A 14,005-nucleotide genomic window follows, 5' to 3' on the forward strand; every position below is an offset into this window, starting at 1 on the left:
AACAATGAGTTATCTAATGAGGCAATATCTGCCCCAGCGCCGCACACGTTTAACAAACCACATTAACTAAGTCTCGCTAACTAATAGTAAAAAAAGAAAAATAGGCAGATCCTAAGATCTGCCCACCAAGCCCTATTAAAAGAACGCCTGCAAACCGGTCTGCGCGCGGCCAAGGATAAGCGCGTGCACATCATGCGTGCCCTCATAGGTGTTTACGGTTTCGAGGTTCATCATGTGGCGGATTACGTGGAACTCGGCAGAAATGCCGTTGCCGCCGTGCATGTCGCGCGACATGCGTGCGATATCTAGCGCCTTACCGCAATTGTTGCGCTTGACGATGGAAATCATCTCCGGCGCCGCATTTGCGCTGTCCATCAAACGGCCCACTTGCAAGCTGGCCTGTTGGCCCAGCACGATCTCCGTCTGCATATCCGCCAGCTTTTTCTGGAACAATTGTGTTTGCGCCAGCGGCTTGCCGAACTGCTTGCGATCAAGCCCGTATTGACGCGAGGCGTGCCAGCAAAATTCAGCGGCGCCCAGAACGCCCCAACTGATGCCATATCGCGCACGGTTAAGGCAGCCAAACGGCCCCTTGAGACCCTGCACATGTGGCAACAGCGCATCCTCGCCCACTTCGACGTTGTCCATCACGATTTCACCGGTGATCGAAGCGCGCAAGGACAGCTTGTTGCCAATTTTCGGCGCGGACAAGCCTTTCATGCCTTTCTCAAGCACAAAGCCACGGATTTTACCGCCATGCTCTTCGGACTTCGCCCAGATCACGAAAACATCTGCGATGGGGCTGTTGGAAATCCACATTTTCGAGCCAGTGAGCTTATAGCCCGTCGCCGTTTTTACTGCACGGGTTTTCATGCCGGCAGGGTCTGATCCGGCATCCGGCTCGGTCAGACCGAAACAGCCGATCCACTCGCCGGAAGCCAGTTTAGGCAGGTATTTCTTACGTTGCTCTTCCGATCCATAAGCATAGATCGGATACATCACCAAGGAGCTTTGCACAGACATCATCGAGCGATAGCCACTGTCCACACGCTCCACCTCGCGCGCGACAAGGCCGTAACCGACATAACCGCCGCCCAGCCCGCCGTATTCTTCGGGAATGGTCGTTCCAAGCAGGCCCATCTCGCCCATTTCGCGAAAAATCTCGACGTCTGTCTGCTCGTTCTGAAACGCCTCGAGCACCCGTGGCTGCAGCTTTTCCTGCGCATAGGCGCGCGCGCTTTCGGCGATCATACGCTCGTCTTCGCTCAGTTGATCCGCCAGGCGGAACGGATCGTCCCACTGGAATGTGCTTAGATCGGGCTGGTCTTTGGGTTTCAAGATGGGGGCAGTTTCAAACATTTTTGTCTCCCTGAGTGATGACGGTGTTGATTGCCTTGTAGACCAATGCAGCGAAGGGAGCTAACAAGATGATCACCCCAGTTGATGAGTTTTTAGAATATGCTAGCCACATCCCTGCCCCGGCGCTACCTGCCCTCGCTCGCTTCGTTGCGCGCGCTCGAAGCGCTCGATCGCCTTGGCACGGCCACTGCTGCGGCTGAAGAATTGTCGCTGACGCAAAGCGCGGTCAGTCGCCAGCTTCAGGTTCTGGAGGAACAACTCGGCACTGCGCTGATATTGCGCGTAAAGCGCCGCATGCGCATGACAGAAGCGGGCGCGCGCTATGCGGGCGAAGTACGCGCTGCGCTCGATCTGATCACGCGCGCCTCGATGCAGCTTCATGTGCAGCCCGGCGCTGGCGGACTTAGCCTTGCCATTCTGCCCAGCTTCGGAATGCGCTGGCTGGTGCCGCGCCTGGCGCAGTTCGCGGCGCTTCACCCCGATGTGACTGTGAACCTGTCAACGCGCCTCACCCCCGTGGCCTTTCAAAGCGAACCCTTCGATGCCGCCATTCAATACGGAAGCGGCCATTGGCCATCGTGTCAAAGCCTGCTTTTGCGCGAAGAAACCCTGATCCCCGTTTGCGCGCCAAGCCTTTTAGAACAAACAGACATCACGCAGCCAGCCGATCTAGCCGCCCTGCCCTTGCTGCATATCCAAACCCGTCCCGAGGCTTGGAACACTTGGCTTGCAGCTCACGGCGCGCCGCCGCCCAAAACCTCAGGCGCGCGCTTTGATCAATTCTCCACCATCACCCAAGCCGCCATTCACGGCCTTGGTGTCGCGCTTTTACCAGATTTCATCGCTGAACAAGACCTCGCCGCTGGCCGACTTGTCACAGCCTGCGGCGGCCCGACCCGCGCGCTCGGCGCATATTATCTCGTCTGGCCGGACAGCAACGCAGCCAGCCCCGCGCTGCGCCTGTTTCGCGACTGGATCGCGACCCAGTCAGAGGGCGAAGACGGCCTTCCCCGTTGATGCTTCATCTTCCTGAATAAACTTCGGGGGCACGGGGGCTGGCCCCCGCCCCTCAACTAGCTGAGCGCATAGCCCGCGCCGCGCACCGTGCGCACGGGATCGCTGCCGCCAGCGCCTGTAAGCGCCTTGCGAAGACGCCCCACATGCACGTCCACCGTGCGCGTATCCACATAGACATCGCGCCCCCAGACACGGTCCAACAGCTGATCGCGCGACCAAACCCGCCCGGGTTTTTCCATGAAGTTGCTAAGTAGGCGAAATTCGGTCGGCCCCAGTTTCACCTCCGCACCCGCGCGCGTCACCTTATGGGTTTCGCTGTCCAGCACGATATCCTCGAACATCAGCCGGGCACCGGTTGCGGCAGCGCGCGTGCGCCGGAGCTGTGCGCGCACACGCGCCATCAACTCGTTCACCGAATAGGGTTTAACCACATAATCATCCGCGCCCGTCTCAAAGCCGCGCACCCTGTCGACCTCTTCGGATCGCGCCGAAAGCATGATCACCGGAGTGGCGCGCGTTTCGAGCCGCATCTTGATCTGGCGGCATACTTCGATGCCCGACACGCCCGGCAACATCCAATCGAGCACGATCAGATCGGGCATTTCCTCGTCCAGCAACAACAGCCCTTCATCACCGCTTTGGGCCTGCACCACGCGGTAGCCCTCGGCCTCAAGATTATAGCATAGCACCTCGCGCTGCGCGGGTTCATCCTCAATCAAAAGCACGCAAGGCCGCGGCGCGCTCATCGGTTAAACCTTTGCCGCATCAGCCGTGTAGAAATCACCTTTCGGGCGGTTTTCCTCGGGCACCGATCCGGTCACCAGATAGACCACCTGCTCGGCAATATTCGTGACCAGATCACCCATGCGCTCGGTGTTCTTGGCGATGAAATGCAGGTGCATGCAGGGCGTGATATTGCGCGGATCTTCCATCATGAAGGTCAGATACTCGCGAAACAGCGCATTATACATCTGATCCACATCCGCGTCCTGCTGGATCACGTTCATCGCCAGCTCCGGATCGCGCTGCACATAGGCATCCAGCGCGTCCTTGAGCATGCTTTGCACTTGGCGCGCCATGCGGCGCAGCGCCGATTGCGAGCCTGCGACCTCCGTCATGCCAGCCAGAACCGACGTGCGCTTGGCCATGTTCTTGGCGTAATCGCCGATCCGTTCAAGCGCAGCGCTGATTTTGATGACCGACAGGATCAGACGCAGATCAATCGCCGTTGGCGCGCGCAGCGCGATCACACGCGCGGCTTGCTCGTTGATCTGCTCTTCCAGCGCATCGATCGCCTTATCTCCGGCGCGCACCTGTTCGGCCAGTTCCACGTCGCGCGTTTCCAGCGATTTAGCCGCGTCCAGAATAGCGCGCTCGACCATGCCGCCCATCTTCATGATCTGGGCTTGGATCGCCTCGAGATCACGATCGAAGGCGGATGAAATATGTTTGGGGCTCATGAGGTTATCCAATCCGTCCAGTGATATAGCTTTCCGTGCGTGGATCGCTGGGGCTCGTGAAAATCGTATCGGTGTCGCCATATTCCACGAGGCTGCCAAGGTGGAAGAAGGCGGTATTCTGCGACACACGCGCGGCCTGCTGCATCGAATGGGTCACGATCACCACTGCAAAGCTCTGACGCAGCTCGTCGATAAGTTCCTCGACCTGCGCCGTCGCAATCGGGTCAAGCGCAGAGCATGGCTCGTCCATCAGCAAAACCTCGGGCGCGGTCGCGATGGCGCGCGCGATGCAAAGTCGCTGTTGTTGGCCACCCGACAGGCCGGTGCCGGGCGCGCTAAGGCGGTCCTTTACCTCATTCCAAATCGCGGCGCGGCGCAGGGATTTTTCAACGATCTCGTCAAGCTCCGCCTTGGAGCGAGACAGCCCGTGAATACGCGGGCCGTAAGCGACATTGTCATAGATCGATTTCGGGAACGGGTTGGGTTTCTGGAACACCATCCCCACTTTGGCGCGCAGTTGCACCGGATCAACGCGGCGGTCATAAATGTCCTCGCCGTCAATCGCGATATCACCCGTGACGCGGCAAATGTCGATCGTGTCGTTCATCCGGTTCAAGCAGCGCAGAAACGTTGACTTGCCACAGCCGGAGGGGCCGATAAAGGCCGTCACCGTCTTGTCCTCGATCTGCACATCCACGTCTTTGATCGCATGGTTGTCGCCGTAATAGACCTGCACATTATTGGCAGAAATCTTGATCTTGTTCATGGTTACGTCTTTCATATCAGCGCCCTACCAGCGGCGTTCAAAACGGCGGCGCAGAAGAACCGCAATCGTATTCATCGTAACGAGGAAGGCCAGAAGAATGATAATTCCGCCCCATGCACGCTCGTAAAATGCCGGATCGGCGCGCTTGGCCCACTCATAAATTTGCGCAGGCATGGCTGAGTTGGGATCCAGCAGGCCGCTGGCCACGCTATCGGGCGCGTTGGAAGCAATGTATCCGATCATCCCGATGAGCAAAAGCGGCGCGGTTTCCCCCAGTGCCTGCGCAAGGCCAATAATCGTCCCTGTCAGAATGCCTGGCGCGGCAAGCGGGAGAACATGGTGAAACACGCTCTGCATCTTGGACGCGCCAACCCCGAGCGCGGCATCGCGGATGCTGGGCGGCACCGCTTTCAAGGACGCGCGCGTCGAGATGATAATCGTCGGCAGTGTCATCAGCGTCAGAACAAACCCACCCACCAGCGGCGCAGATTGCGGCAAGTGCATGTAATTGATAAACACTGCAAGCCCAAGGATACCAAACACGATCGAGGGGACTGCCGCCAGGTTCGAGATATTCACCTCGATGATATCGGTGATCCAGTTCTTTGGAGCGAATTCCTCAAGGTAGATCGACGCAGCCACGCCAATCGGTAATGCCAGCGCCAAAACCACCAGCATCATGAAGAAACTGCCCATCATCGCCACGCCCATGCCAGCGGCCTCGGGGCGCGCATCAGAGGCATCTGCACCAGTGATAAACGCAAGGTTAAAGCGCTTTTCAATGACGCCTGCCACCACCAGTGCATCAACCAGATCAAGCTGCTCCGCATCAATGCTCTTGTCGTCCGCAATGCTTTCCCGCGTCACGCGTTCCTTCAGATAACCATCGACGCGCGAATTGGCGAGAAAAGTGAACGCGACCGTTTTGCCGATCATGCTCGGATCATTGATAACGAAATCGCGTAAATCAGCGGCTGCACTTTTCGACAAAAGCGCCGCCTGCTTTTTGCCCTTCAACTCTGTCTCGATGCCATTTGCGGCCAGCGCATCCTCCATCGCCTGTACCATCAGGGGCGCGTACCCGAAGGTGGACACCTTCTTGATCTTCTCCAGATCGCGCTCACCGGACTTGTCCAGCTTGCCCTCCAGAAGCGGCACATTGAGCGTGATAAAGGTCTGCTGGAACGCGCCAAGACCGTTGCCAAAGATTGTCACCAGCAAAAGCACCAGCATCGCCAGCCCTGCGCCAATCGCGCTTAGCCCGTAAAAACGGAACCGCTTTTCTGCCGCGTTGCGTTTGCGCGTGCGCGCATCGACGGACAATAACGAGGATGTCACAGGATCGCTCATTCGTATTGCTCCCGATATGTGCGCACGATGTAAAGCGCGATAATGTTAAGGCCAAGGGTCAACACAAAAAGCGTGAGGCCGAGGGCAAACGCGACCAGCGTCTCGGGGCTGGCGAAATCGCCGTCTCCGGTAAGCTGGCTTACGATACGGGTGGTGATTGTGGTCATCGCCTCAAGCGGATTGGCGGAAAACTTGGCAATCGCCCCTGCCCCTAAAACTACGATCATCGTCTCGCCGATAGCGCGGCTTGCGGCCAGCAAGATCGCGCCGACAATGCCGGGCAATGCGGCGGGAATGACCACCTGTCGGATCGTCTCGGATTTCGTCGCACCCAGCCCGAGCGAGCCGTCGCGCATGCTCTGCGGCACCGCGTTGATAATATCATCAGACAGGGAGGATACGAAAGGGATCAGCATGATGCCCATCACGCGCCGTCAAAACCGCCGTCGCGCCGCTCATCCAATCGACGCCAAGATAGCCGCCGCCGCCAAACGTGCGCAAAAGCAGAGGTCCTACCGTCAGCAACGCAAACAGGCCATAGACGATGGTCGGAATACCAGCAAGAATTTCAAGCAGCGGCTTGGCCACGCCGCGCGTCTTCGGACCCGCATATTCACTGAGAAAAATCGCAGCGAACAAGCCGATGGGCACCGACACAAGCAGCGCGATGATGGAGATGTAGATTGTCCCCCAAAGTAGCGGCAGGATCGACAGATCACTGTCACCGCGAAAATTCGGAGCCCATTTCACGCCAAAAAAGAAGTCCTTCCAGCTGTGCAGCCCAAAGAAATTGCGCGTCTCGAAGATCATCGACAGAACGATGCCCAGCGTCGTCAAAATCGCCAGCGAGGCTGCGGTCATCAGCAGCGCCAGCACCACGCGCTCGACCCCATTGCGTGCACGAAACTCGGGGTCGATCTTGCTCAGCGCAAAGGCCAGACCAGCCCCCGCAAGCATCAGAACCGCCAGCATACGCCAGAAATCTGCGCGCATATCTGCCGCGCGGTAGCGTTGCGCCGCTTGCAAAACCTCTGGCACGATATCGCCGCCAAGCGCGATACCGACGTCGTTCAAAGTCTCGCGCAGCCCCGTCAGTGCCGACCCGGCCTGCGCTTCGCTGAGGCTTCCCGCGGCCACTGCAAGGCTCAATCCTTCGGACACACGGCGCACATCGCTCATCATCAGCGAGGCGTCCGCCCCCTCGCTTGCGCTGTCCACCGGAAGCATCGCAGCGACGCTGCGCTCAATCAACATGGGCTGCGCGATCAGCCATACGGCAAGGACGCCAATTGCTGGCAAAGCCGTGCTAAGCGCAGCGAAACTGCCATAATACTTCGGCAGGGAATGTAGCTTGCGCACATCCCCCCCCGCAGCGCCAAGCGCGCGGGCGCGTCCCAAGTATGCTGCGAGCGCGGCAAGGGCCAGAACGATCACAGTGAGCCAGAATGCGGGCATAAGACCTCCAGAAAAGCGAAGAGCGGCGCAGGCTGTGATAAGCCTGCGCCGCACCCCGTTAGGTGTTTACATGTTCAGATCGAGAACCGCCTCGTTCGCAATCACTTCCTGCGTCGCTGCCAGTTCAGGATCGGCCACAAGCCCGTATTCCGCCAGCGGGCCGTCCTCACCTGCGATCTCGTCCAGAACGAAGAATTCCGCAAAGTCCTTAAGGCCGGGGATTACACCGATATGCGCTTGTTTAACATAGATAAACAAAGGGCGCGACACGGGGTATTCACCGCTGGAAATGCTCTCTACGCTTGGCACCACACCGCCCATCGTCGCCACGCGCAGCTTGTCGGTGTTGTTCTCGTAAAACGCGAGGCCGAACACGCCGATACCGTCTTTGTTGCTCTGGATGCGGGCCAAAGTCTCGGTGTAATCGCCATCGATATCAACCGAAACCCCGTCGCTGCGCAGGGTGATGCAGGATTTCTCTGCCGCCTTTTTGTCACCGCCGTTGGCCGCCATGAACGCTTCGAATGCGCCAGTCTGCTCGCAGCCTGCGATCAGTACTTTGTCTTCGAAAACTTCACGCGTGCCGTGCTTTGTGCCGGGGATGAAGGCTTGCAAATTCTGCACAGGAAGTGCGGCGTTCACATCTGCCCACGTCTTGTTAGGGTTGGCGGCCAATGCGCCGTCTACCATGACCTGCTCGGCTAGCGCGCCGTACCAATCAGACGGTGTAAAGCCGAATTCATTGCCCGCCTTTTCGGAAGCGAAGACGATGCCGTCATAGCCGATACGCACTTCGATAATCTCCGTTACGCCATTGGCAACGCAAACTTCAATTTCGCTTGGCTTGATCTAGCGCGAGGCATTGGCGATGTCGATCGTGTTCTCGCCCACGCCCTCGCAGAACCGCTTGAGACCCGCAGAAGAGCCACCGGATTCAACCACAGGCGTTGGATAATCAAAGTTCTCGCCAAACGCTTCGGCCACAATGGAGGCCTAGGGCAGAACCGTAGAGGAGCCTGCGATCTGCACCTGATCGCGCGCAGAGGCGGAACTGGCTGCGGCGCTGAGCGCCAGCGCGGATACGGTTAGGGATACGCTGTTCTTGAAGAAGGACATCACTGTCTCCTGTTTGCTTTCGATGCCTATTGGCTAAGCCGTTTGAACCGAGATTTTGTGACAGGTTTGTAAAAGTTTTATGACAGATGTCTGGATCGCTATGATATTTCATCCCTCAGTCATTACTTAGCGGCAAAACAACAATAAATTCAGAGCCTTGCCCAAGCGCGCTATGCACCTCCAAACGTCCGCGATGACGGTTTAAAATGTGCTTCACGATGGCAAGGCCAAGTCCCGCACCGCCCATTTCGCGGCTTCTGTGACTGTCGATGCGATAGAATCGCTCGGTCAGGCGCGGGATATGCACCGGATCGAATCCTACGCCCGTGTCACGCACCGAAATGCGCGCGCTCTGCCTGCGCAAACGCGGCTCAAAGCGCGGGCCGTGCAGCGTCACGGCAACCTTCACCCCGGCGCCGCCATATTTTACGGCGTTCTCAATCAGATTGGTAAACACCTGCCGCAACTGGTCCGCATCCGCAGCTAGCGATAGATCCTCTGCATCCGGCAGGATCGCAAGCGTCAACGCACCCTGCGAATCTTCGGCCAGAGCGCCCAACGTATGCACCACCGAGCCAAGCAGCGCAGCAAGGTCCACTTGCTGCGTCGGGCGTTTGCGCGCGTCGCTTTCCACGCGCGAGAGCGAGAGAAGTTCATCCACCAAACGGTTCATGCGCGCCGTTTCGCGTGCCATGATCCCTAGGAAACGCGTCTGCGCCGCCGCGTCGTCCTTGGCTGGCCCTTGCAGCGTTTCGATAAAGCCGATCACGGAGGTCAAAGGTGTGCGCAGCTCATGGCTGACGTTGGCGACGAAATCACGGCGCATCTGGTTGGTCTGCTCCAGATCGGTCACATCGGTGAAAGTGACCAGCGCGCCGGTCAGGCCTTGGGCCGTGACATAGGCGCAGCGCAGCTCGAAACTGGTGTCCTTGGGCCCGTCACTGCCAAGGTAGCGTGCGCGCGTGTCCATTTCGCTTTGCATACAACGCTCGATCGCGCTCAACACGGCTGGCTGCCTTAATGCTGTGATATAATTACGCCCCGTAAGCCCCTCACCTAGAATGTTTTTTGCAGATATATTCGAGGCAATAATGTGCTCGCCTCTGTCTATAAAAAGGGCTGGCATTGGCAGCGCGCCGATCAGGGCTTCGATCTGCGCGCTGGACATTTTCCTAAGCCTTCGCTGCGGCCTGCACCGCATTTGTAAAGACAGAGTTCAAGGCCGCGCTATCCTCCAGTCCGACGGAGACGCGAAAGAACCCCTCGCTCATTCCGAGGGCTTCGCGCGCAGATGGCGTCAAAGCGCGGTGCGAAGAACTGGCGGCATGGCTCAGCGTCGTGCCCACATCGCCCAGCGTCGGCGCAAAGGCGATGCCCTCAGCGGCGCGCGCCAAGGCGTTGGCGGCGGCGCGTCCGCCCTCCACCTCGAAACTCACCATATTGCAGCCCCGACCGCCCAGCAGCGCATTCGCGCGGGCATGATCGGGATGATCGCGGCGCATCGGATAGAGCACACGTTTGACGCCGGGCAGCCCGGCCAGATGATCCGCCAGCGCGACCGCATTGGATTGCGCGCGCTCGAAGCGCAGATCGAAGGTGGCAAGGCCGCGTTCGGCCAGCCAGCAATCAAACGGGCTTGCGGTGAGGCCCGTGGTGACAGCAAAATCATAGAGCTTCTTTTGCAAAGCCGCGTCCTTGGCAGCCACATAGCCCAGCGTCACGTCCGAATGCCCCGCCAGCAGCTTGGTGACCGAATGGATCACCACATCCGCACCGTGATCGAACGGACGGTACGCGCGCGGCGTGGTGAAGGTGTTGTCGACCATCAAAAGGATACCCTTCTCGGCGCAAAGCGCGGCAATCCCCTCCATATCCGCAACCCGCAGCGTGGGGTTGGAAACTACCTCCACCAGCACTGCTTTGGTGTTCGGCTGAATCGCCTTGGCAAAGGCGCGTGCATCGGTCGGATCGGCCAGTGAGGTTTCAATCCCGAGGCGCGGCAGGTCTTCTTTCATCAAGCGCAAGGAACGGCCATAAAGCTGATCGCCGCCGATCACATGCCCCCCCGCATCGAGCAAAGCCGCCAGCGCCGCAAAGACGGCCGACATGCCCGATGAGGTCACGATGCCGCCAGAGACCCCCTCAAGCGCATCAATGCGCTGCGCCAGAACCGAGGCGTTGGGATGGCCCTCGCGCGCATAGGTGAACCCCTGCTCGCGCCCCTCGTATTGCGCATCCAGCTCGTCGGGCGTGTTTGAGGCAAAGGCAACGGCGGTGCTCAGCGGCGTTACGATGGGCGTGCTCAGGCTTTGGGGATACCCGACAGGGCGGATCAATGTGTCTTTGGCTTTCTTCATCTTAAAGTGCTTTCAAATTGTCGCGAAAATGGCGCATGTTTTCCATGTAGTGCTCTGCTGAAGCCTTGAGCGCGGCAATCCCTTGCTCATCTAGCTGACGCACAACCTTGCCTGGTGCGCCCATAACGAGAGAACCATCGGGGATCACCTTATTCTCGGTAATCAGCGCCCCCGCGCCGATAAGGCAATTCTTGCCGATCGTGGCCCCGTTCAGAACCGTTGCGCCCATACCGATCAGGGAATTCTCGCCGATTGTGCAGCCATGCAGCATGACCTTATGGCCAATCGTGCAGCCCGCACCGATGGTCAAGGGATAACCGCGATCGATGTGCATGACCGTGCTTTCCTGCACGTTGGTGCCTGCGCCGATGTGGATCACCTCGTGATCTGCACGGATGGTCGCGCCGAACCAGACAGAGGCGCCCGCCTCCATCACCACTTGGCCGATCACGTTGGCATCAGGCGCAATCCATGTGTCATCATCAACGTCGGGGCGTTTATCGCCAAGGGCATAAAGGGTCATGATATATCCTCGAATTGGCTTTGCAGGGCGCGCACATGTTCGTTCAGATCGGGCTGCTGGCTGCGGCGCAGGCGCGTGGCGGTGATAATGGTCTTTAGCTGTTCTTCCGTGCGATCCAGATCATCATTGACCAGCACGAAATCATAGCCGTCCCAATGCGAAATCTCGTCCCAGCTTTTGGACATGCGCCGCTCGATGATTTCTTCGCTGTCCTTGGCGCGGCTGACAAGGCGGCGGTGCAGCTCGGTGATCGAGGGCGGAAGCAGGAAGATCGACAGTGTATTCTGCCCCAGCGCAGAGTTGCGAATTTGTTGCGCGCCCTGCCAGTCGATATCAAAGAGCACGTCCTGCCCCGCCTCGATCGCGGCCTGTACGGGGCCTTTGGGTGAGCCGTAGAAATTACCAAAGACATGAGCGTGCTCGAGCATACCGCCGTCGGCCACAGCGTTCTTGAACTCCGGCTCGCTGATAAAATGGTAATCCTGCCCATCTACTTCGCCCTCGCGGGGCGCGCGTGTGGTGGCGGAGACGGAAAAGCGCACACTATCGTCCCAAGCGCGCAAACGCCCGGCTAGCGTGGATTTACCCGCGCCCGAGGGCGAAGAAAGAATGATCAAAAGGCCGCGTCTATCGCTCATGAGTTACTCCACATTCTGCACTTGTTCGCGCATTTGATCGATCAGCACCTTAAGCGCGAGGCCAATCTCTGTCAGCGCCGCGTTTTGCGCTTTGGAGCAGAGCGTGTTGGCCTCTCGGTTGAATTCCTGACACAGAAAATCGAACTTGCGGCCCACTGGATCGCCGCTGGCCATCAGATCGCGCGCGCCCTTTATATGGGCGTGCAGGCGGTCAATCTCTTCGGTGATGTCGGATTTGACCGCAAGCACCGCTATTTCTTGCGCGATGCGGGCCTCGTCCATATCGGCGCGCGCGCCCATGACGCGGGCGATGGCCTCTTCAAAGCTGGTGCGCATTTCATCGGCGCGCTCAGAGAGCAAGCCCTGCGCCTTGAGAGTGAGCGTTTCTATCTCGCCGAGTTGGCGGGAGAGCACCGCCTCGAGCGATGCCCCTTCCGCGTGGCGCATTGCGTTAAAGCTCTCGAGCAGCGGCGCGATATCGGCGCGCAGCGCGTTCAGCAGCTCATCGCTGGCCTCGCGGTTTTGCGGTGCATCCATGACGCCGCGAAAATTCATGACATCGCTGGCGCTTGCGGGGGTCAAGTTCACGCCCGTTGCGCCTGCGCGCTCCTCGATCTGGGCAATCGCCTCCAGCACGCGGTTCAGGGCATCGGGATTGATCTCAACCGCGTTTTCACCCGCCTCGCGCGCGATGCGCAGGTTCAGGCTGATCGAGCCGCGTGCGGCGCCTGCGCCGATCTGCTTGCGCAAATCCGCCTCCAAGGCGCCAAGCCAGTCCGGCATACGAAAGCGCAGATCAAAGCCTTTGCCATTGACCGAGCGTAGCTCCCAACTCCATGAAAACCCATCAGCGCGCCCTGTGCGCGCGGCGAACCCTGTCATGGAAGTGAGCATGTCGGTGCCTCTTTTTGATTGCTGTGCGCACCTAAGCCAAATGCGGCGACCAGTGCAAGTTTAGCCGTGCAAGTTATCCGCTGCGCACTGGCCAGCGCAGGATTAACCAATCTGGCACAATTGCCTCAATTTTTCGAGGAACTTGCGCTATTAAGGCTTCAGTAACCTTCGTTCCCATAAGTTTAATCAAATCGAGCAAGCATCTCCTCCATCGCGGCGTGTCGGTGCCAAGGCTTATCCGGTTTCAAAGTAAAGGTCGCAAGCGCATGACAACTGACACCCCCCTTCTTCCAATCCGCTCTGCGTTCAGCAATGTTATCACCCTTGGCCGCAACGAGGGCGCAGACGATGCGCCGCTCAATTTTCCCGCTTGCCGTGATCTACAGGCCTATTGGGAAGCGCTGCGCGGGACCCGTCAAATGCCTGCGCGCAGCGAATTCGATCCGCGCGGGATCGAGCAGACGCTAGCCTGCACATTCGTCGCAGAAAAGGTTGCGCCCTCGGTCGCACGTATTCGCGTCGCAGGCTCGGTGATGAACGACGCGCTTGGTATGGATGTGCGCGGCATGCCGATCACTGCCTTTTTTGATCCGGCTTCGCGCGATGCGCTTGGCGAAGCGACCCGAGATCTTTTTGCCAGCCCTGCGATGGTAATTTTAGAACTTAGCGCACGGCGCAGTTTCGGGCGCAAACCGATCCGCGCGCGCCTTTTGCTGCTGCCGATGAGCGACGGCGAGGGCAACATTTCGCGCCTCGTTGGCTGCCTTGATATCGCGGGCGGCCTTGGCAAGGCACCGCGCCGTTTCGAGGTGACGTCGCTGCGCCGCTCTAAGCTAAGCGGCAACGCCCCGCAAGCGCGCCCTGCGCATAATCCCTTCACACCGCGCGAAGCCGCGCCGTCAACGCCGGGCTACGCGTTTGCCGAAGCCCCCATGACCTTTCGCTCGTCAAGGCGCGCGGATACGTCTGCACAAGAACAGCCGCAGGAAAAATCACTGATAAGCCGCGGCGGTTTGCGCCTCGTTGTGTCGAACGATTGAAGTTACAGCCATAGTCGCAGAAAAAAGCCC

12 protein-coding genes and 2 pseudogenes are annotated in these 14,005 nt (G+C 59.0%); 2 read left to right on the top strand and 12 right to left on the bottom strand.

Going from position 1 to position 14,005, the window contains the following annotated elements:
- Positions 1 to 135: 135 nt before the first annotated feature.
- Entirely contained in the window at positions 136 to 1,359 is a 1,224-nt protein-coding gene (locus B9P63_RS11165) for an acyl-CoA dehydrogenase (RefSeq protein WP_085308757.1), read from the bottom strand.
- Between the two features lie 99 nt (positions 1,360 to 1,458).
- On the opposite strand from B9P63_RS11165, the gene B9P63_RS11170 reads away from it, so the two are divergent.
- Positions 1,459 to 2,376 carry a LysR substrate-binding domain-containing protein gene (locus B9P63_RS11170; RefSeq protein ID WP_085308759.1) on the top strand — a complete coding sequence of 306 codons (918 nt, stop codon included), beginning with the start codon at positions 1,459 to 1,461 and terminating at the stop codon, positions 2,374 to 2,376.
- Positions 2,377 to 2,432: 56 nt separating this feature from the next.
- Here B9P63_RS11170 and phoB read toward each other — a convergent pair whose 3' ends face one another.
- The 11 genes and pseudogenes from phoB to B9P63_RS11225 all read right to left on the bottom strand — a co-directional run bounded on the left by phoB (position 2,433) and on the right by B9P63_RS11225 (position 12,935).
- Entirely contained in the window at positions 2,433 to 3,122 is a 690-nt protein-coding gene (gene phoB / locus B9P63_RS11175; RefSeq protein WP_085308760.1) for a phosphate regulon transcriptional regulator PhoB, read from the bottom strand.
- A gap of 3 nt (positions 3,123 to 3,125) precedes the next feature.
- Positions 3,126 to 3,836: a phosphate signaling complex protein PhoU gene (phoU, locus tag B9P63_RS11180; RefSeq protein ID WP_085308761.1), complete on the bottom strand. Its 711-nt coding sequence runs from the start codon at positions 3,834 to 3,836 to the stop codon at positions 3,126 to 3,128.
- Positions 3,837 to 3,840: 4 nt separating this feature from the next.
- Positions 3,841 to 4,602 carry a phosphate ABC transporter ATP-binding protein PstB gene (gene pstB / locus B9P63_RS11185; protein ID WP_217806507.1) on the bottom strand — a complete coding sequence of 254 codons (762 nt, stop codon included), beginning with the start codon at positions 4,600 to 4,602 and terminating at the stop codon, positions 3,841 to 3,843.
- Between the two features lie 24 nt (positions 4,603 to 4,626).
- On the bottom strand, positions 4,627 to 5,952 hold the full coding sequence (pstA, locus tag B9P63_RS11190) for a phosphate ABC transporter permease PstA (protein WP_085308766.1): 1,326 nt from the start codon (positions 5,950 to 5,952) through the stop codon (positions 4,627 to 4,629).
- Positions 5,949 to 7,407: pseudogene (pstC, locus tag B9P63_RS11195) on the bottom strand (phosphate ABC transporter permease subunit PstC). The gene pstA and the pseudogene pstC overlap by 4 nt, the downstream one beginning before the upstream one ends.
- Positions 7,408 to 7,473: 66 nt before the next feature.
- Positions 7,474 to 8,523: pseudogene (locus B9P63_RS11200) on the bottom strand (substrate-binding domain-containing protein).
- A 115-nt stretch (positions 8,524 to 8,638) separates the two neighbouring features.
- Positions 8,639 to 9,691 (bottom strand): ATP-binding protein, encoded by a 1,053-nt coding sequence (locus B9P63_RS11205; RefSeq protein WP_085308768.1) that lies wholly within the window; start codon positions 9,689 to 9,691, stop codon positions 8,639 to 8,641.
- A 4-nt stretch (positions 9,692 to 9,695) separates the two neighbouring features.
- Positions 9,696 to 10,880 carry a trans-sulfuration enzyme family protein gene (locus B9P63_RS11210; RefSeq protein ID WP_085308770.1) on the bottom strand — a complete coding sequence of 395 codons (1,185 nt, stop codon included), beginning with the start codon at positions 10,878 to 10,880 and terminating at the stop codon, positions 9,696 to 9,698.
- Position 10,881: 1 nt separating this feature from the next.
- Positions 10,882 to 11,403 carry a gamma carbonic anhydrase family protein gene (locus B9P63_RS11215; RefSeq protein WP_085308772.1) on the bottom strand — a complete coding sequence of 174 codons (522 nt, stop codon included), beginning with the start codon at positions 11,401 to 11,403 and terminating at the stop codon, positions 10,882 to 10,884.
- The gene (gene gmk / locus B9P63_RS11220; protein ID WP_085308774.1) at positions 11,400 to 12,041 is read right to left on the bottom strand and encodes a guanylate kinase; all 642 of its coding nucleotides are present in this window, start codon (positions 12,039 to 12,041) and stop codon (positions 11,400 to 11,402) included. Before gmk ends, B9P63_RS11215 begins: the two co-directional genes overlap by 4 nt.
- A gap of 3 nt (positions 12,042 to 12,044) precedes the next feature.
- Positions 12,045 to 12,935, bottom strand: a complete 891-nt coding sequence (locus B9P63_RS11225) for a YicC/YloC family endoribonuclease (RefSeq protein WP_085308776.1) — start codon at positions 12,933 to 12,935, stop codon at positions 12,045 to 12,047.
- Between the two features lie 266 nt (positions 12,936 to 13,201).
- Between B9P63_RS11225 and B9P63_RS11230 the strand changes: the two genes are divergently transcribed.
- A complete protein-coding gene (locus tag B9P63_RS11230; protein WP_085308778.1) occupies positions 13,202 to 13,975 on the top strand; it encodes a PAS domain-containing protein in 774 nt (257 codons plus the stop codon).
- Positions 13,976 to 14,005 lie beyond the last annotated feature (30 nt).

Origin of the sequence: Planktotalea arctica, from assembly GCF_002105285.1 — a bacterium.
GTDB lineage: Bacteria > Pseudomonadota > Alphaproteobacteria > Rhodobacterales > Rhodobacteraceae > Planktotalea > Planktotalea arctica.

Excerpts from the sequence above, each read along its gene's own strand:
- B9P63_RS11230 (WP_085308778.1), top strand. The coding sequence starts at position 13,202 with ATGACAACTGACACCCCCCTTCTTCCAATCCGCTCTGCGTTCAGCAAT.
- pstB (WP_217806507.1), bottom strand. The coding sequence starts at position 4,602 with ATGAACAAGATCAAGATTTCTGCCAATAATGTGCAGGTCTATTACGGC.
- B9P63_RS11165 (WP_085308757.1), bottom strand. The coding sequence starts at position 1,359 with ATGTTTGAAACTGCCCCCATCTTGAAACCCAAAGACCAGCCCGATCTA.
- gmk (WP_085308774.1), bottom strand. The coding sequence starts at position 12,041 with ATGAGCGATAGACGCGGCCTTTTGATCATTCTTTCTTCGCCCTCGGGC.
- B9P63_RS11210 (WP_085308770.1), bottom strand. The coding sequence starts at position 10,880 with ATGAAGAAAGCCAAAGACACATTGATCCGCCCTGTCGGGTATCCCCAA.
- B9P63_RS11225 (WP_085308776.1), bottom strand. The coding sequence starts at position 12,935 with ATGCTCACTTCCATGACAGGGTTCGCCGCGCGCACAGGGCGCGCTGAT.
- phoB (WP_085308760.1), bottom strand. The coding sequence starts at position 3,122 with ATGAGCGCGCCGCGGCCTTGCGTGCTTTTGATTGAGGATGAACCCGCG.
- B9P63_RS11215 (WP_085308772.1), bottom strand. The coding sequence starts at position 11,403 with ATGACCCTTTATGCCCTTGGCGATAAACGCCCCGACGTTGATGATGAC.
- B9P63_RS11170 (WP_085308759.1), top strand. The coding sequence starts at position 1,459 with ATGCTAGCCACATCCCTGCCCCGGCGCTACCTGCCCTCGCTCGCTTCG.
- pstA (WP_085308766.1), bottom strand. The coding sequence starts at position 5,952 with ATGAGCGATCCTGTGACATCCTCGTTATTGTCCGTCGATGCGCGCACG.
- B9P63_RS11205 (WP_085308768.1), bottom strand. The coding sequence starts at position 9,691 with ATGTCCAGCGCGCAGATCGAAGCCCTGATCGGCGCGCTGCCAATGCCA.
- phoU (WP_085308761.1), bottom strand. The coding sequence starts at position 3,836 with ATGAGCCCCAAACATATTTCATCCGCCTTCGATCGTGATCTCGAGGCG.